Source organism: Pseudomonas monteilii NBRC 103158 = DSM 14164 (assembly GCF_000730605.1).
Classification (GTDB): Bacteria; Pseudomonadota; Gammaproteobacteria; order Pseudomonadales; family Pseudomonadaceae; genus Aquipseudomonas; species Aquipseudomonas monteilii.
Genome location: NZ_BBIS01000018.1, coordinates 37,305 through 54,429, shown reverse-complemented (window position 1 = coordinate 54,429; position 17,125 = coordinate 37,305). Strand labels below are relative to the sequence as shown.

Annotated in this window: 14 protein-coding genes; 8 read left to right on the top strand and 6 right to left on the bottom strand. The window is 63.3% G+C overall.

Going from position 1 to position 17,125, the window contains the following annotated elements:
• Nucleotides 1-50 precede the first annotated feature (50 nt).
• From gnd to PM2_RS11085, 5 genes are all read left to right on the top strand, one after another.
• A complete protein-coding gene (gnd, locus tag PM2_RS11105) occupies nucleotides 51-1,034 on the top strand; it encodes a phosphogluconate dehydrogenase (NAD(+)-dependent, decarboxylating) (protein ID WP_028699036.1) in 984 nt (327 codons plus the stop codon).
• Complete coding sequence (zwf, locus tag PM2_RS11100) at nucleotides 1,031-2,527, top strand: glucose-6-phosphate dehydrogenase (protein ID WP_016711529.1); 1,497 nt, start codon at nucleotides 1,031-1,033, stop codon at nucleotides 2,525-2,527. Before gnd ends, zwf begins: the two co-directional genes overlap by 4 nt.
• An 82-nt stretch (nucleotides 2,528-2,609) precedes the next feature.
• Nucleotides 2,610-4,406, top strand: coding sequence for a glycoside hydrolase family 15 protein (locus PM2_RS11095; protein WP_028699037.1), 1,797 nt, complete (start codon nucleotides 2,610-2,612; stop codon nucleotides 4,404-4,406).
• An 80-nt stretch (nucleotides 4,407-4,486) separates the two neighbouring features.
• On the top strand, nucleotides 4,487-4,843 hold the full coding sequence (locus PM2_RS11090; protein ID WP_016711527.1) for a VOC family protein: 357 nt from the start codon (nucleotides 4,487-4,489) through the stop codon (nucleotides 4,841-4,843).
• Nucleotides 4,843-5,463, top strand: a complete 621-nt coding sequence (locus PM2_RS11085; protein ID WP_016711526.1) for a TetR/AcrR family transcriptional regulator — start codon at nucleotides 4,843-4,845, stop codon at nucleotides 5,461-5,463. Before PM2_RS11090 ends, PM2_RS11085 begins: the two co-directional genes overlap by 1 nt.
• Nucleotides 5,464-5,498: 35 nt before the next feature.
• Here the strand turns inward: PM2_RS11085 and preA are convergent, their stop codons facing one another.
• The 3 genes from preA to hydA form a co-directional block, all read right to left on the bottom strand.
• Nucleotides 5,499-6,773, bottom strand: coding sequence for an NAD-dependent dihydropyrimidine dehydrogenase subunit PreA (preA, locus tag PM2_RS11080; RefSeq protein ID WP_016711525.1), 1,275 nt, complete (start codon nucleotides 6,771-6,773; stop codon nucleotides 5,499-5,501).
• A complete protein-coding gene (locus tag PM2_RS11075; RefSeq protein WP_028699038.1) occupies nucleotides 6,774-8,141 on the bottom strand; it encodes an NAD(P)-dependent oxidoreductase in 1,368 nt (455 codons plus the stop codon). It abuts the gene before it with no gap.
• Between the two features lie 62 nt (nucleotides 8,142-8,203).
• Nucleotides 8,204-9,643 (bottom strand): dihydropyrimidinase, encoded by a 1,440-nt coding sequence (hydA, locus tag PM2_RS11070; protein WP_025753444.1) that lies wholly within the window; start codon nucleotides 9,641-9,643, stop codon nucleotides 8,204-8,206.
• Nucleotides 9,644-9,987: 344 nt separating this feature from the next.
• On the opposite strand from hydA, the gene PM2_RS11065 reads away from it, so the two are divergent.
• Nucleotides 9,988-11,478 (top strand): NCS1 family nucleobase:cation symporter-1, encoded by a 1,491-nt coding sequence (locus PM2_RS11065; RefSeq protein WP_016711522.1) that lies wholly within the window; start codon nucleotides 9,988-9,990, stop codon nucleotides 11,476-11,478.
• Between the two features lie 50 nt (nucleotides 11,479-11,528).
• Nucleotides 11,529-12,812: a Zn-dependent hydrolase gene (locus PM2_RS11060; protein ID WP_028699039.1), complete on the top strand. Its 1,284-nt coding sequence runs from the start codon at nucleotides 11,529-11,531 to the stop codon at nucleotides 12,810-12,812.
• 121 nt (nucleotides 12,813-12,933) lie between these two features.
• Here PM2_RS11060 and PM2_RS11055 read toward each other — a convergent pair whose 3' ends face one another.
• The 3 genes from PM2_RS11055 to nhaB form a co-directional block, all read right to left on the bottom strand.
• A complete protein-coding gene (locus PM2_RS11055; RefSeq protein ID WP_028699040.1) occupies nucleotides 12,934-13,893 on the bottom strand; it encodes a ribonuclease Z in 960 nt (319 codons plus the stop codon).
• 107 nt (nucleotides 13,894-14,000) lie between these two features.
• Nucleotides 14,001-14,546 (bottom strand): lipocalin family protein, encoded by a 546-nt coding sequence (locus tag PM2_RS11050; RefSeq protein WP_016711519.1) that lies wholly within the window; start codon nucleotides 14,544-14,546, stop codon nucleotides 14,001-14,003.
• 109 nt (nucleotides 14,547-14,655) lie between these two features.
• Nucleotides 14,656-16,158 (bottom strand): sodium/proton antiporter NhaB, encoded by a 1,503-nt coding sequence (gene nhaB / locus PM2_RS11045; RefSeq protein WP_016711518.1) that lies wholly within the window; start codon nucleotides 16,156-16,158, stop codon nucleotides 14,656-14,658.
• 150 nt (nucleotides 16,159-16,308) lie between these two features.
• Here nhaB and PM2_RS11040 point away from each other — a divergent pair, with 150 nt between their 5' ends.
• Nucleotides 16,309-17,121 carry a crotonase/enoyl-CoA hydratase family protein gene (locus tag PM2_RS11040; protein ID WP_016711517.1) on the top strand — a complete coding sequence of 271 codons (813 nt, stop codon included), beginning with the start codon at nucleotides 16,309-16,311 and terminating at the stop codon, nucleotides 17,119-17,121.
• Nucleotides 17,122-17,125 lie beyond the last annotated feature (4 nt).

Here is a 17,125-nt window from a genome sequence, read left to right as displayed (position 1 = left end):
TGGAAAGCTGGACTGTGTCGTCAACCATTTCGTAAGGGGAGCATCGGCTCATGCAACTGGGAATCGTCGGGCTGGGCCGCATGGGCGGCAATATCGCAAGGCGCCTGATGCGCGCCGGCCACCGCACCGTGGTACACGACCGCAACCGAGAGGCCATCACCGGGCTGGAAGCCGAGGGTGCTCAAGGCGCACACGACCTCGGTGCGCTGGTAAAAAAACTGAAAGCGCCGCGCGCAGTGTGGGTCATGCTGCCGGCCGGCGAGCCGACCGAGCAGACCATCGCCCAACTGGCCGAACTGCTGGAGCCGGGCGATGCGATCATCGACGGCGGCAACACCTTCTACAAGGACGACATGCGCCGCGCTGCTGAACTGGCCAAGCGCGGCCTGCATTACCTGGACGTGGGCACCTCCGGCGGTGTGTGGGGCCTGGACCGTGGCTACTGCATGATGATCGGTGGTGAAAAGGACGTATTCGAGCGCCTGGAGCCTTTGTTCAAGGCATTGGCGCCGGGCGTGGGCGAAATCCCGCGTACTCATGGCCGTAGCGGTGAGCATCAGCGTGCCGAACACGGCTATATTCACGCCGGCCCGCCTGGCGCCGGGCACTACGTGAAAATGGTGCACAACGGCATCGAATACGGCCTGATGCAGGCCTATGCCGAAGGCTTCGACCTGCTGCGCAGCAAAGGCGGCAACGAGCTGCCCGAAGACCAGCGCTTCGACCTGAACGTGGCCGAGATCGCTGAAGTGTGGCGGCGCGGCAGCGTGGTCACTTCGTGGCTACTCGATCTCACCGCCGATGCCTTGGTGGCCGACCCGCAGCTGTCGCAGTTCAGCGGCTCGGTGTCCGACAGTGGCGAGGGCCGTTGGACCATCGATGCCGCCGTGGAACAGGCAGTGCCGGTGCCGGTGCTGTCCAGCGCGCTGTTCGCCCGCTTCCGCTCGCGCCAGCAACAGGGCACTTACGGTGACAAGATCCTCTCGGCCATGCGCCTGGGCTTTGGTGGCCATGTCGAGAAGAAAGCCGAATGACCAAACAGACCATTCCTGCTGCACCGCCTTGCACCCTGTTCCTGTTCGGCGCCAATGGCGACCTGGTCAAGCGCCTGCTGATGCCGGCACTTTACAACCTTAGCCGCGACGGTTTGCTGGACCGCAACCTGCGCATTGTCGGCGTTGACCACAATCCGGCCAGCGCCGAGGATTTTGCCGGGCGCCTGCATGCGTTCATGGTCGAGCGGGACAAGGGCACGGCCAAATGCCTGGACGAAAAACTGTGGGCACGCCTGGCCAAGCGCCTGGATTACCAGACCGGCGATTTCCTCGATCCGGCGACCTATCAGGCCATCGCCAAGCGTATCGAAAAGACCAGCCACGGCAATGCGATCTTCTACCTGGCAACCTCGCCGCGCTTCTTCCCCGAAGTAGCCCAGCGCCTGGGGCAGGCCGGGTTGCTCGACGAGTCTGCAGGGGGCTTTCGCCGTGTGGTGGTCGAAAAGCCGTTCGGCACCGACCTGGCCAGTGCCGAGGCGCTCAATGCCTGCCTGCTGAAGGTGATGGGTGAGCGGCAGATTTACCGCATCGACCATTACCTGGGCAAAGAAACGGTGCAGAACATTCTGGTCAGCCGTTTTTCCAACGGCCTGTTCGAATCGTTCTGGAACAACCACTACATCGACCATGTGCAGATCACCGCTGCGGAAACCGTCGGCGTCGAAACCCGGGGCGCGTTCTACGACAGCACCGGGGCCTTGCGCGACATGGTCCCCAACCACTTGTTCCAGTTGCTGGCGATGGTAGCCATGGAGCCACCCGCAGCGTTCGGCGCCGATGCCGTGCGCAGTGAAAAGGCCAAGGTGGTCGGCGCCATCCGCCCGTGGTCGGCGAAAATGGCCCTGAAAAACTCCGTGCGCGGCCAGTACATCGCCGGCAAGCAGGGGCGCAAGCCGCTGCCCGGCTACCGCCAGGAGGCCAACGTCGCTGCCGACAGCCAGACCGAAACCTTCGTGGCACTGAAGGTCATGATCGACAACTGGCGCTGGGCTGGCGTGCCATTCTACCTGCGTACCGGCAAGCGCATGAGCGTGCGCGATACGGAAATCGCCATCTGCTTCAAGCCCGCGCCCTATGCGCAGTTTCGCGAGTCGGAGCTGGAGCGCCCCAAGCCCAACTACCTGAAAATCCAGATTCAGCCCAACGAAGGCATGTGGTTCGACCTGCAGGCCAAGCGGCCGGGGCCGGAGCTGGTGATGGAGAACGTCGAGCTGGGCTTTGCCTACAAGGACTTCTTCAAGATGACCCCGGCGACCGGCTACGAGACCTTGATCTACGACTGCCTGACCGGTGATCAGACCCTGTTTCAGCGCGCCGACAACATCGAGAACGGTTGGCGCGCGGTGCAGCCGTTTCTCGATGCCTGGGCGCAGGATGGCGAGGTGCATGAGTACCCGGCGGGTGAAGATGGGCCCGAGGCTGGCAATGAACTGCTGGCGCGGGACAAGCGAGAGTGGCATCGGCTGGGGTGAGGTTCTTGTTATGCCTGTGCTGGCCCTTTCGCGGGCGAGCCCGCGAAAGGGCCAGCACAGGCAACCACATCAAGGAGGTTGAATGCCCACCCACATCGAAGACTACGCGCTGCTGGGCAACTGCCGCAGCGCTGCCCTGGTCAGCCGTGATGGCTCGCTCGACTGGCTGTGCTTGCCACGCTTCGACGCCCCAGCCGTATTCGCCGCACTGCTGGGCAACGAAGAAAACGGCCGCTGGCGCCTGGCCCCCAGCGACCCGGTCGAGCACAGTAGCCGGCGTTATCTGGACGATACCCTGGTGCTGGAAACCACCTGGGTCACCGCCAATGGCAGTGCCCGCGTGCTCGACTTCATGCCTTTGGGCGAGGTCAATTCGGTGGTGCGAATCGTCGAGGGCATCTCTGGTGAAACCAACTTCGAAATGGACCTGGTCATGCGCTTCGACTACGGGCGCAGCGTGCCCTGGGTGGAACGGCTCGACCCACTCACCCTCAGCGCCGTCGCCGGCCCTGACCGGCTGATCCTGTGCAGCACCGTGCCGCCGCATGCCCGCGACCACCATACCGTCGCCCGTTTTCGCGTTGTTACAGGTAAGCGGCATATCTTCAGCCTGCGCCATCAGCCCTCGCACCTGCCAGTGCAATCCGACCGCGACAGTGACCAGGCCCTGGCCCACACCATCGATCAATGGCAGGCCTTCGCCGCCCGTTGCCCGCAGGTAGGCCCCTACACGGCCTTGGTGCGCCGTTCGTTGCTTACCCTCAAGGCAATGACCTACGCGCCTACCGGCGGCATCGTCGCCGCCGTTACCACCTCGCTGCCCGAGCGCCTGGGTGGGGAGCGTAACTGGGACTACCGCTTCTGCTGGCTGCGCGACGCCACCATGACCCTGCTGGCGTTCATGAACCTGGGCTATTTCGATGAAGCCCAGGCCTGGCGGGAATGGCTGCTGCGTTCGGTGGCTGGCAACCCTGAACAGATGCAGATCATGTACGGCCTGGCTGGCGAGCGCGACTTGCAGGAATACACGTTGCCGTGGCTGGCCGGTTACGAGCATTCGCAACCCGTGCGGGTGGGCAACGCCGCTTCGCAGCAGATGCAGCTGGACATCTACGGCGAACTGGCCGATGCCATGACCCAGGCGATCAAGGGCGGTTTGCCGCGCCACCCGCGCAGCGCTGCCATTTCCCGCCTGATCCTGCCTTACGTCGAGCGCATCTGGCGCGAGCCGGACGAAGGCATCTGGGAAGTACGCGGTGGCCGGCAGCAGTTCGTGCACTCCAAAGTGATGGCGTGGGTCGCCTTCGACCGTGCTGCGGGGCTGGCCGACACCACGGAGGAAGGCCGCGAGCGTGGGCGGCATTATCGCCAGGTGGCCGATGAGATTCACCGTGAAGTCTGTGAGCGCGGCCTTGATGCCAGCGGTCTTTATTTCGTCCAGGCCTACGGTTCTTCAGAAATGGACGCCAGCCTGTTGCAGGTCGCCCTGACCGGATTTCTGCCGGCAGATGATCCACGCTTTTTACGCACGCTTGAACAGATCGAACAGCGCTTGCTGAAGAACGGCCTGCTGTTGCGTTACGACAGCGACAGTTGCAGTGATGGCCTGACGCCCGGGGAGGGTACTTTCCTGGTGTGCTCGTTCTGGCTGGCTGACGTGTATGTATTACTCGGGCGCCAGGCAGAGGCGCAGGCGCTGTATGAACGCCTGACCGGCCTGTGCAACGACCTTGGCCTGCTGGCCGAACAGTACGACCCGGCAGGTCAGCGCATGCTCGGCAATTTTCCCCAGGCGTTCAGCCATATCGGCATCATCAACACCGCACTGAACCTGCATCGGGCACAGTGCCCGGTGCGTGATCGGGCGAGTTGCAGATAGGTGCGACGTGCACCAAGGGATTGCACCACGTTGGAGCAAGCGGAGTAGACTAGGCCAAACCCCTTAGGCACGGAGCACCCATGGGCATTCGCGGTACTGATCGACAGATCGACAACATCGAGTTCAATGTCAGCGACATCGCACGGAGCAAGGCCTTCTACGGCAGCGTGTTCGGCTGGGCGTTCACCGATTACGGGCCCACCTACACCGAGTTCAGCGATGGTCGCCTTACCGGGGGCTTTACCACCGGCGAGCCGGTACGCCCGGGTGGTCCGCTGGTCATTTTGTACGCTGACGACCTGGAGGCCACGCAGCAGCGGGTCGAGGCGGCGGGGGCGAAAATCAGCCGGGCAACTTTTGCCTTCCCCGGCGGGCGACGCTTTCACTTCATCGACCCGGACGGTTATGAACTGGCGGTGTGGACGGCTCAGGGCTGATGGCCAACCACAAGATCGAAATCCGCCGGCGCAATATCGAGAAGATTCTGCAGGCGGCGGAAAAGGTGTTCGCCGAAAAAGGCTATGGCGCCACGTCCATGGGCGATATTGCCGAACAGGCCGAGTTGCCGCGCTCCAACCTGCACTATTACTTCAGCACCAAGGACGACCTGTTCCGCGCCGTACTGCAAGACTTGCTGGACGTGTGGAAGCAGGACGCGCTGTGCTTCGAGAACTTCGACGACCCACGCGTGGTGTTGACCAGTTACATCCGCGCGAAGATGGGGCATTCGCGTTCGCGGCCGCTGGGTTCGAAGATCTGGGCCGAAGAAATGCTGCACGGGGCGCCGGTGCTGGGGGTGAACCTGGATGAAAGCCTGGTGCCCTGGGCCAAGTTGAAAGAGAACAAGATCCGCCGCTGGGTAGAGGAGGGGCGCATTCTGCCGGTGGAGCCGTCGGCATTGCTGTACATGATCTGGGCTTCGACTCAGCATTACGCCGACTTTGGTTACCAGGTTGAATTGCTCAATGGCGGGGAGATGCTCTCGGACATGGCGTTCGAGAGTGCGGTGCAGACGGTGACCAGCGTGATCTTGCGGGGGATTGGGCTAGAGCCCTGAACCGGAAAATGGGGCCGCTGTGCGGCCCCAATTGCTCAGCTGGCCTCGCGATAGGGATTACGCGGATCCTGCGTCCAGTTCATGTACGGCTTGCCCGTATCCTGCGCCTGCATCTCGATGCAGCTTTCCACCGGGCAAGTGATCTGGCACAGGTTGCAGCCCACGCATTCCTCCTCGATCACACTGTAGGCATGCGTGCCGTCAGCCTTCAGCGTGCTGGCAATGGCCTGGTGAGACGTATCCTCACAGGCTATGTGGCAACGCCCACAGCCAATGCACGCTTCCTGGTCGATATGGGCAACCGATTTATAGTTGATGTCCAGGTACTTCCAGTCGGTGGTATGCCCCACCGCTTGCCCGCGAAATGCTTCGATGTTGGCGTGCCCATGCTGGTCCATCCAGCGGGCCAGGCCGTCCTTCATGTCCTCGACAATGCGGAACCCATGCAGCATCGCCGCCGTGCACACCTGCACGGCGCCGCTGCCCAGGGCCATGAACTCCGCCGCATCACGCCAGTTGCCAATGCCGCCAATGCCGCAAATTGGCAAACCGCGTGTTTCCGGGTCGCGGGCGATTTCCGCCACCATGTTCAGCGCAATCGGCTTGACCGCCGAGCCGCAGTAACCGCCGTGGGTGCTCTGGTCCCCCACAATGGGGTGGGCGACCATGCGGTCCAGGTCGACACTGGTGATGGAGTTGATGGTGTTGATCAGCGACACCGCATCGGCCCCGCCCCGGTGCGCGGCACGGGCCGATTGGCGGATGTCGGTGATGTTCGGCGTAAGCTTCACGATCACCGGCAGCGAGCAGTGCGTCTTGCACCAGCGGGTGACCATTTCCACGTACTCCGGCACCTGGCCGACCGCCGCGCCCATACCCCGTTCAGGCATGCCGTGCGGGCAACCGAAGTTCAGCTCGATGCCGTCGGCCCCGGTGGCCTCCACCAGTGGCAGGATGAACTTCCACGATTCCTCCACGCACGGCACCATCAGTGACACGATCAATGCGCGATCGGGCCAGTCCTTCTTCACCTGGGTGATTTCGCGCAGGTTGATGTCCAGCGAACGGTCGGTGATCAACTCGATGTTGTTGATGCCCTGCACCTGGCGGTTGGCGCCGTAGTGTGCTGAGTAACGCGACGACACGTTGACCGCCGCCGGGTCCTCGCCCAGGGTTTTCCACACCACGCCGCCCCAGCCGGCCTCGAAGGCGCGGACCACGTTGTAGGCTTTGTCGGTGGGCGGCGCGGAAGCCAGCCAGAACGGGTTCGGTGCCTTGATGCCGGCAAACACAATAGACAAGTCGGCCATTTACGCTGCCTCCACGTTGAGCATGAGTCGGGCATGGATGGCTTCGGCGGCCAGCTTGCCGTGCTGTACGGCCTGGACGGTAAGGTCCTGGCCCAGGGCGGTGCAGTCACCGCCGGCATACACGCCCGGCAGGCTGGTTTGCAGGGTTTCGTCGACACGGATGCGCTCACCCTCGCGGACCAGCTGTGCAGCCACCGGGTCGCCGAGGCTGGCATCGTCGAAGCGTTGGCCGATGGCCTTGAAGATGGCATCGGCGGCCAGCTCGAAGGTTTCGCCAGTGTCGCGCAGGCGGCCGTCGGCCAGCTCGGTACGGGCGAAGCGCATGCCGCGCACCTTGCCAGCGTCATCCAGCAGTACGGCATCGGGGCGGGCCCAGGTGTGCAGGCGCACCTGGTTGGCCTTGGCAATGTCTTGCTCGTGGCCGGTGGCGCCCATGTCGGCATTGCCACGGCGGTACACGAGGTTGACGTCGCGGGCGCCCAGGCGGCTCATCTGCACAGCCATGTCGATGGCGGTGTTGCCGGCACCGATCACCAGGCAGCGGTCGGCCAAGGGCAGTTGGCTCAGGTCATCGGCCTGGCGCAGCTCGCGGATGTACGCAGTGGCGGCGAGTGAGCCGGGGGCCTCTTCATCGGGCAGGCCCAGCTGGCGCACCGCATTCAGGCCGAGGCCGAGGAACACCGCATCGTATTGGTCGCGCAGCTCGCCCAGGCTGAGGTTGCCGCCCAGGCGCTGGCCATGGCGAATTTCGATGCCACCGATGCCCAGCAGGAATTCCACTTCACGTTGCGCATAGTCGTCGACCAGTTTGTAGCGGGCGATGCCGTACTCGTTGAGGCCGCCAGCCTTGTCACAGGCCTCGAACACCACCACGTCATGCCCGTGCATGGCCAGGCGATGGGCACAGGACAGCCCGGCAGGCCCGGCACCGACCACGGCGATGCGCTTGCCGGTAGCCGGGGAACGCTTGAACGGGTGTTTGGTGAAGTGGGCGTTGTCCAGGGCGTAGCGCTGAAGCTGGCCGATCAGTACCGGCGCACACTCCTGCGCGTTGTTGCGCACGCAGGCTTGCTGGCAGAGGATTTCGGTGGGGCATACACGGGCGCAGCTGCCGCCGAGGATGTTGGCGGAGAGGATGCGCTCGGCGGCGCCTTGCAGGTTTTCGTCACTGATGCGGTGGATGAACGAGGGGATGTCGATGTCGCTTGGGCACGCGTTGACGCAGGGCGCGTCGTAACAGTACAGGCAGCGTGCGCTTTCGACGGCGGCCTGGCGAGCGGTGAGGGGTGGGGCCAGGTCGCTGAAGCGCTCGGCCAACTGGTCGGCACCGGCCCTTGGGCGCGGCAAGTGTTTCAGGGCGTCGATCACGGTTGTAGCCTCTCTATTTTTATGGGGCAGGCGACAGGGGCCGCTTCGCAGCCCCAAGGGCCTTAACGCTGCACGGGCGTCGGGCGCTGATGCTCGGCCCTGCGTTCCAGCACCTCATACACCGACGGATACGCCGGCCGTTCCACATACCGCCCCGCGCCCGCTTCGGCACGCAGGTCGCCATCGGCCCACAGCACCTTGCCCTGGCTGATGGTGTGGCTGGGGATGCCACGCACGGTGCGGCCTTCGAAGATGTTGAAGTCCACCCGCTGGTGGTGGGTCTGGGCGGAGATGGTGCGGGTGCCCTGCGGGTCCCACAGCACCAGGTCGGCGTCGGCGCCAACGCGGATGGCACCCTTGCGCGGGAACAGGTTGAAGATCTTCGCCGTGTTGGTGGAGGTGAGGGCAACGAACTCATGCATCGACAAGCGCCCGCTGTTCACCCCGGCATCCCATAGCACCGCCATGCGATCCTCGATGCCGGCGGTGCCGTTGGGAATACGGCTGAAGTCGTCGCGGCCCATGGCTTTCTGCTCGGCGCAGAAGCAGCAGTGGTCGGTGGCGGTGGTGTGCAGGTTGCCCGACTGCAAGCCGCGCCACAGGGCTTCCTGGTGTTCACGCGGGCGGAACGGCGGGCTCATCACGTAGCCGGCCGCAGTGGCCCAGTCCGGGTCACGGTAGACGCTGTCATCCAGCAGCAGGTGGCCGGGCAGCACCTCGCCATACACCGGTTGCCCCTTGCCCCGGGCATAGGCAATTTCATCCAGTGCCTCGCGGCTGGAAACATGCACCAGGTACAGCGGCGTGCCGAGGGTTTCGGCAATGCGGATGGCGCGGCTGGCCGCCTCGCCCTCGACCTGGGACGGGCGCGACAGCGGGTGGGCTTCCGGCCCGGTCAGGCCTTGGGCCAGCAGTTTTTTCTGCAGGTGGTACACCAGCTCGCCGTTTTCGGCATGCACGGTCGGCACGGCACCCAGTTGCAGGCAGCGCTCGAAGCTGGCCACCAGGGTGTCGTCGGCGGCCATGATGGCGTTCTTGTAGGCCATGAAGTGCTTGAAACTGTTCACCCCGTGCTTGGCCACCAGCTCGCCCATCTCTTCGGCCACCTGCTCGCTCCACCAGGTGATGGCGACGTGGAAGCCATAGTCGCTGGCGCTTTTCTGTGCCCAGCCGCGCCAGGTGTGGAAGGCCTCCAGCAGCGATTGCTGCGGATTGGGGATGACGAAATCGATGATCGAGGTGGTGCCACCAGCAAGGCCCGCAGCGGTGCCGCTGAAGAAGTCCTCGCTGGCCACGGTGCCCATGAACGGCAACTGCATGTGGGTGTGCGGGTCGATACCGCCGGGCATTAGGTACTGGCCACTGCCGTCGAGAATCTCGCAGTCGGTCGGGGGTTCGAGGTTTTGCCCGATGGCGCGGATCAGGCCATCGGCACACAGGACATCGGCGGGGTAACTTTCTTCGTGGGTAACCACGGTGGCGCCACGGATCAACAGGGACATGCCGTTTTCCTCGCAGGCTGACCGGTCTGGGCCGGTTCTTGGAATTGTCACGGGTGCAGGGCGGGCAGGGCGGTTAATCCTGTCAGTCCTGACAAGATTCGAGGCTAGATGCTGATTGGTGATTCATCAAGGAAATTTTCCTATTATTTTTGTGGTTTTTAAGTGACTGATATTTAACGATTAATTATTTAATTAGCGCTGGTTTCGGGGCTTTCGGAGGTTTTTGACTTACTTGACAAGATGAAAATCTGGTCGAGATTTTTAAGCACGATTACGCGTGCGTACTCCGGCCATCGAGTTAGCCCGATGAGCAAACAACTAAAAGAAAATCTGGAGAAGGGCCCATGCAACAGAGCAGATCGGAAGTGGTCGAGCAAGATGGCCTGTTCGAACTGTCCGAGGGCAGTGATGTCCTCGACAGCCCGCGTTACAACCACGACATCGCGCCCACCAAAGTGCACCAGCGCACCTGGAACAAATGGCACATCACTGCCCTGTGGGTAGGCATGTCCATCTGCGTACCCACCTACACTTTGGGCGGCGTGCTCACGGCTTACTTCGGCCTCAGCGTGGGCGAGGCGTTGCTGGCTATCCTGCTGGCCAACGTGATCGTGCTGATTCCGCTTACCCTCAACGCGTTTCCCGGCACCAAGTACGGCATCCCGTTTCCGGTGCTGTTGCGCTCGTCCTTCGGCATCCTCGGCTCCAACGTCCCGTGCCTGATCCGCGCGGTGGTCGCGTGCGGCTGGTTTGGTATCCAGACGATGTTTGGCGGGCTGGCCATTCACCTGTTCCTCGGGTCGGTGTTCGATGACTGGAAAGCACTGGGCGGCACCGGCGAGGTGATCGGCTTCATGATCTTCTGGTGCCTGAACCTGTGGGTGGTGCTGCGCGGCGCCGAGTCGATCAAGTGGCTGGAAACACTGTCGGCACCACTGCTGGTGGCGGTGGGCGTCGGGCTGCTGTTCTGGGCGTTGCCGCATATGTCGATGACCGAACTGCTGGCCCAGCCACCCAAGCGTCCGGAAGGGGCGAGCGTGGTCAGTTACTTCTGCGCCGGGCTTACCGCCATGGTCGGCTTCTGGGCCACGTTGTCGCTGAACATTCCCGACTTCAGCCGCTACGCCCGCAGCCAGAAAGACCAGATTCTGGGGCAGATCTTCGGCCTGCCGCTGACCATGTTCCTGTTCGCTTCACTGGGTGTGGTGCTGACCGCTGCCTCGGCATCGCTGGTGGGCGAAACGGTGTCCGACCCGGTCAGCCTGATCGGCAAAATCCACAGCCCGTTCTGGGTGGCCCTGGCCATGGCACTGATCGTGATTGCCACGCTGTCGACCAACACCGCCGCCAACATTGTGTCACCGACCAACGACTTCCAGAACATTGCCCCTCGCCTGATCGGGCGCAGCCGTGCGGTATGGCTGACCGGCTTCATCGGTTTGGCGCTGATGGGGCATGAGCTGCTGAAAAAGCTGGGCTGGATCGTGTCCGACCTGAGCCTGGAGAGCGTGTATTCCAACTGGTTGCTTGGCTATTCCAGCCTGCTCGGGCCGATTGCCGGGATCATGGTGGTGGACTACTTCCTGATCCGTCGGCAGCAGCTGGACCTGCCCGGGCTGTACCGGGATGACGTGTATCCCGCGTGGAACTGGGCCGGGTTCGCTGCCTTTGCGTTGCCGGTGGCGCTTACGGTGATGGCCATTGGCAACAGCAGTTTCAGCTGGTTCTACGACTACGGCTGGTTTACCGGCTCGCTGCTGGGCGGGGGGCTGTACTACGTCTTCGCTGGCGTGGTGGCGCGCAATCCGGCGCGGGTGGCCAAGCCCCTGCCGTAAGACCGCGAAGAGGCCAGAGCAGAAAACAATAAAGCCTGAAGGAGAAACCTGTGAATCCAGTTCAAGACATCCTGAAGACCACCGCTCACCATGTCGACAGCACCCGTCTGTGGCAATCGCTGATGGACCTGGCTCGCCTCGGCGCCACCGCGAAAGGGGGCGTTTGCCGCCTGGCCCTGACCGACCTCGACCGCCAGGCCCGCGACCTGTTCGTGCAGTGGTGCGAGGCCGCCGGTTGCACGGTCAGCATCGACGCCGTCGGCAACATCTTTGCCCGCCGCCCCGGGCGTAACCCCAAGCTGCCCCCGGTGATGACCGGCAGCCATATCGACACTCAGCCTACGGGCGGCAAGTTCGATGGCTGCTTCGGGGTGATGGCCGGGCTGGAGGTGATCCGCACCCTCAACGACCTGGGGTTGGAAACCGAAGCACCGCTGGAAGTCGTGGTGTGGACCAACGAAGAAGGCTCACGTTTTGCGCCGTGCATGATGGGCTCGGGGGTGTTTGCCGGCAAATTCACACTGGAAGAAACCCTGGCCAAGCGCGATGCCCAGGGTGTGAGCGTTGGCGAGGCCTTGAATGCCATCGGTTATGCGGGCCCTCGTGCAGTGCTGGGCCACCCGGTGGGGGCGTATTTCGAAGCGCATATCGAGCAGGGGCCAATCCTCGAAGATCAGGCCAAGACCATCGGCGTGGTGCTGGGTGCCCTCGGCCAGAAGTGGTTCGATCTGACACTGCGTGGTGTCGAGGCCCATGCCGGCCCGACGCCCATGCACCTGCGCAAGGATGCATTGGTCGGTGCCGCTGCGGTAGTGGAAGCGGTCAACCGCACCGCCCTCGGCCATCAGCCCCATGCCTGCGGCACCGTAGGATGCCTGCAGGCATACCCCGGGTCGCGTAACGTGATTCCGGGTGAAGTGCGCATGACCCTGGACTTCCGCCACCTGGAGGGCGAGCAATTGAATGCGATGATTGCCGAGGTGCGCGGGGTGATCGAAGCCACCTGTGCCAAGCATGGCCTGAGCCATGAACTGGTCCCCACGGCTGATTTCCCGGCGCTGTACTTCGACAAGGGCTGTGTCGATGCGGTGCGCGAGTCGGCCAAGGCATTGGGCCTGCCGCATATGGACATCGTCAGCGGTGCGGGGCATGACGCGATCTTCCTGGCCGAGCTAGGGCCGGCGGGGATGATTTTCGTGCCGTGCGAAAACGGCATCAGCCACAACGAGATCGAGAACGCCACGCCGGGTGACCTGGCGGCAGGGTGTGCGGTATTGCTGCGGGCGATGCTGGCGGCATCGGAGGCCATTGCCAGCGGGCGCTTGGCGGCCTAGCCTGGCGTGGGTTATGTGGCGTCTTTGAGATCGAGCGCCGGCCGCGCGGCGCTCGGTTTACGCGCCACCTCAAAATTCAAGGCTGGCACCAGTCAGCACCAGGCCTATCCCTTGGCATAAATCACCCAACAGCTACAAGACAGCCATCGCGGCCTATGTGATAGCGCTGCAGGTCCTGCGCCAGGGTCAGTTGCCCGTGGTAGTGGGCGAGGGCTTCGTCACGCACGTTATCGATATTCGGGCTGCGTCTGGGAGCGCTCTGGTAGCGGGCGCTGAAGTGCGTCAGCACCAGGTTGCGCACGCCTGCCGCTTCGGCAAAGCGCGCTACCGCTGCTGCGGTGCTGTGGCCGAAGGTAACCCCGGTGCGCTCGACCACTGCCTGGGTGAACGTGGCTTCGTGCACCAGCACATCCGCGCCTTTGGCGGCATCGGCCAGCAATTCGGGGTTGTCGTTGTCCCCGCACACGATCACCCGGCGCGGCGGGCGCGAAGGGCGCAAGTAGTCGTTACCGTCGAGCCACTGCCCGCCATGCTGCGTCTTCAGGCCTTTGGCCAGCTCGCCCCACAGTGGACCGCGTGGAATGCCTTCGGCTTCCAGGCGTTGGATGTCCAGGCGCGGCTCGGGGTTGAGTTCGGTGAACACGAAAGCGACGCTCGGTACCCGGTGTGACAACTGCACGGTGGTCACTTGCAGGGTCTCGCTGCGCCATTCGGCTACGTCCTCCACGGCCAGCAGGCGCAGTTCGAAGGGCAGGAAGGTGTCGCTGGCCAACAGGCCCTGACGTACCCAGTCATGCAGTGCGGCGGGCAAAATCAGCTCCAGCGGCCGGGTGCGCCCGCTCATCCCGGCACTGGCCAGCAAGCCTGGCAGGCCAAAGCAATGGTCGCCGTGCACATGGGTGATGAAAATGGCACGCAAGTCACGGATCGACAGTGGCGTGTGCAGCAGTTGATGCTGGGTGCCTTCGCCACAGTCGACCAGGTACCAGTGGCTGCCACTGGCTTCGATCACGGCAGTGGCGGTGACGTTGCGCGCCTTGGTCGGCACCCCGGCAGAGGTGCCCAGGAACAGCAGGTCCATGCTCAGGGCTCCTTGCTCGTACAGGCTGGCGTCATCGAAGCGCGCATCCTTCGAGTCGATAAAGGGCGCACACCTTAACCGGATTGCCGCAGGCCGTCGATGGTGAGCTAGTCTGCCTGCCGCCAGATGAGCTTGCTGGTGTCATAGCCTTGCTCCCGCGCGATGCTCAGCAGTTGCTCGCGTTGCTGGTCGGTGACCGCCGGCGTGCGCGACAGCAGCCACAGGTACTCACGGTTGGGGTGGCCGACCAACGCCACGCGGTAGTCCTTGTCGTGGTACAGCACCCAGTATTCGCCCTTGGTCAGGCCCGGGGCCAGCCGGCTGAACCAGTTGTCGAAGCGTACCCACAGCTTGTCGGTGCTGCCCGGTTGCTGGGCCTCGGCGACACCTTTGGCTTCATTCCACTGGCCGTCCTTTTCCTGGCAACGGTTGGTCACGTCGATGCGGCCATCGGCACGCAGCCCATAGTGCGCCTCGGACTGCACGCAGTTGCGCTGGAAGAACATCGGGAGCCGCGCCAGTTCGTACCAGGTGCCCTGGTAGCGTTGCAGGTCGACCTGCTGGGTACGCGGCGGCGCCGGGTGATCGTTACCGGCGCAACCGAGCAGGGCCAGGGTGATGCAGGACAGCAGCAATGGGGTGCGTAGTGCCATGGCGAAACTCCTTGGAACGGATGGGGGCTTACCTGTGCTTCGATGCGGGCGCGGGGCAAAAGTTGTACGGGATTGTGGCGGAGGGTGTACATAAGTCCCCGTCGAACGATTACAACCAGTAGGTCACCGCCCACCACCCCAGCCCACCCATGACCACTGTGTAAGGCAAAGCCATCCACACCATCCTCCCATACGACAGCCGTATCAACGGCGCAATCGCCGAGGTCAGCAGGAAGAGGAACGCAGCCTGGCCATTCGGTGTCGCCACGCTGGGCAGGTTGGTACCGGTATTGATCGCCACCGCCAGCGTCTCGAAATGCTCGCGGCTCATGCCGCCATTGAGAAACGCCTGCTTCACTTCGGTGATGTAGATGGTGGCAACGAACACGTTGTCGCTGATTGCCGACAGCAGGCCGTTGGCCAGGTACAGCATACCTGGCTGTTGCTCGGCAGGCAGCGTCAGCACCCAGCTAATCAAGGGACTGAACAGTTGCTGCTGATGAATCACTGCCACCACGGCGAAGAATACCACCAGCAAGGACGTGAACGGCATGGCGTCCTGGAAGGCACGGCCCAGGCGGTGCTCATCGGTGATGCCGGTAAAGGCCGTGATCAGCACAATCACCATCAGGCCGATCAGACCAACTTCGGCCACGTGCAGCCCCAGGCATACGATCAGGATCAGCGCAGCCAACCCTTGCACCCACAGCGCCAGGCGCTGGGCCTGGGTGCGCGCCGCGTCGTCTTCGGCCGCATAGGTGGCCAGCACCTGACGCACGGGTTCAGGCATCAGCGTGCCGTAGCCGAACAGGCGAAGCTTCTCCAGCAGCACGCAAGTGAGCAGGCCGGCACCCAGTACCGGCAGCGACACGGGCGCCACCTTGAAGAAGAAATCGGCGAAGTGCCAGCCCATTTCATGGCCGATCAGCAGGTTCTGCGGCTCGCCCACCAGCGTGCAAACACCGCCCAGGGCAGTACCCACCGCGCCGTGCATCAGCAGGCTACGCAGGAAGGCGCGGAACTGGTCGAGGTCTTCGCGGTGCAATTGTGCCACTTGCTGATCGCTATCGAGCGCGCTGTCTTCACGCGGGTTGGCCCCGGAGGCGACACGGTGGTAAACGGCGTAAAAGCCAACCGCAGCGCTGATGATCACCGCCGTCACGGTCAGCGCATCGAGAAACGCCGAGAGGAATGCCGACAGCACGCAGAACAGCAGCGACAGGACCGCTTTCGAGCGAACGCCCAGCAGGATGCGTGAGAACAGGAACAGCAGCAGTTCCTTCATGAAGTGGATACCGGCAACCATGAACATCAGCAGCAGAATCACCGGGAAGTTGTGCTGCAGTTCCTCGTACAGCGCCTGTGGCGTGGTCATCTGCAACAACAGGGCTTCGATCAGCAACAGGCCACCGGGCATCAGCGGGTAGCACTTCAGCGCCATGCCCAAGGTGAAAATGAACTCGAGCACCAGCGCCCAGCCGGCGGCAACCGGACCAAGGGTGACCAACAGCAGTGGGTTGAGCACCAGGAACAGGCAGATGACCGCCTTGTACCAAAGCGGCGACTGGCCCAGAAAACTGTGGGCGAGGGCGCCGGTCGGGGAGCGTGACATGTATTTGTATCCTTATAATTCGGCGATGGCGCACGGTGCCGGATCGGCGCGTCTTAGGCAAGGCGTGCAGTCCCGTTTTTGGCACAAGTGCGGTCATCGGGCTGGGTTACCATCCGAGCCATGAACCCTTCACCCGCAGGAGTGCCGCCCGTGACCGAGTACAGCGCATTCAAGGTCGAACTGACCGACAACATCGCCCACGTTCAGATCAACCGCCCGGAAAAGGTCAACGCGATGAACGCCGCCTTCTGGGAGGAGATCATTGAAATCTTCCAGTGGATCGACGACACCGATGCGGTGCGCGCGGTGGTGATCAGCGGTGCCGGCAAGCATTTCTCCGCCGGTATCGACCTGATGATGCTGGCGTCGCTGGCCGGGCAGATGGGCAAGGATGTGGGCCGCAATGCGCGCTTCCTGCGCAAGACCATCCAGCGCCTGCAGGCCTCGTTCACTGCCGTGGACAAGTGCCGCAAGCCGGTGCTGGCTGCCGTGCACGGCTACTGCATCGGTGGTGCCATCGACCTCATCTCGGCCTGCGACATGCGCTACTGCAGCAACGATGCCCAGTTCTCGATCAAGGAAATCGACATGGGCATGGCCGCCGATGTCGGCACACTGCAACGTTTGCCACGTATCATCGGTGACGGCATCATGCGTGAGCTGGCCTTCACCGGGCGCAACGTTGCGGCGGACGAAGCCCTGCGCATCGGCTTGGTAAACCGGGTCTATGATGATCAGGCCGCATTGCTTGACGGGGTCTTTGCCATCGCCCGCGAGATTGCCGCAAAATCGCCGATCGCCGTGGCCGGCACCAAGGAAATGCTCAGCTACATGCGTGACCATCGCATTGACGATGGCCTGGACTACATCGCCACCTGGAACGCCGCGATGTTGCAGTCCGAAGACCTGCGTGTGGCCGTGACGGCACACATGAGCAAACAGAAACCGACGTTCGCCGACTGATCGG

Excerpts from the sequence above, each read along its gene's own strand:
- preA (WP_016711525.1), bottom strand. The coding sequence starts at position 6,773 with ATGGCCGACTTGTCTATTGTGTTTGCCGGCATCAAGGCACCGAACCCG.
- PM2_RS11095 (WP_028699037.1), top strand. The coding sequence starts at position 2,610 with ATGCCCACCCACATCGAAGACTACGCGCTGCTGGGCAACTGCCGCAGC.
- PM2_RS11085 (WP_016711526.1), top strand. The coding sequence starts at position 4,843 with ATGGCCAACCACAAGATCGAAATCCGCCGGCGCAATATCGAGAAGATT.
- gnd (WP_028699036.1), top strand. The coding sequence starts at position 51 with ATGCAACTGGGAATCGTCGGGCTGGGCCGCATGGGCGGCAATATCGCA.
- nhaB (WP_016711518.1), bottom strand. The coding sequence starts at position 16,158 with ATGTCACGCTCCCCGACCGGCGCCCTCGCCCACAGTTTTCTGGGCCAG.
- PM2_RS11090 (WP_016711527.1), top strand. The coding sequence starts at position 4,487 with ATGGGCATTCGCGGTACTGATCGACAGATCGACAACATCGAGTTCAAT.
- PM2_RS11065 (WP_016711522.1), top strand. The coding sequence starts at position 9,988 with ATGCAACAGAGCAGATCGGAAGTGGTCGAGCAAGATGGCCTGTTCGAA.
- PM2_RS11050 (WP_016711519.1), bottom strand. The coding sequence starts at position 14,546 with ATGGCACTACGCACCCCATTGCTGCTGTCCTGCATCACCCTGGCCCTG.
- zwf (WP_016711529.1), top strand. The coding sequence starts at position 1,031 with ATGACCAAACAGACCATTCCTGCTGCACCGCCTTGCACCCTGTTCCTG.
- hydA (WP_025753444.1), bottom strand. The coding sequence starts at position 9,643 with ATGTCCCTGTTGATCCGTGGCGCCACCGTGGTTACCCACGAAGAAAGT.
- PM2_RS11055 (WP_028699040.1), bottom strand. The coding sequence starts at position 13,893 with ATGGACCTGCTGTTCCTGGGCACCTCTGCCGGGGTGCCGACCAAGGCG.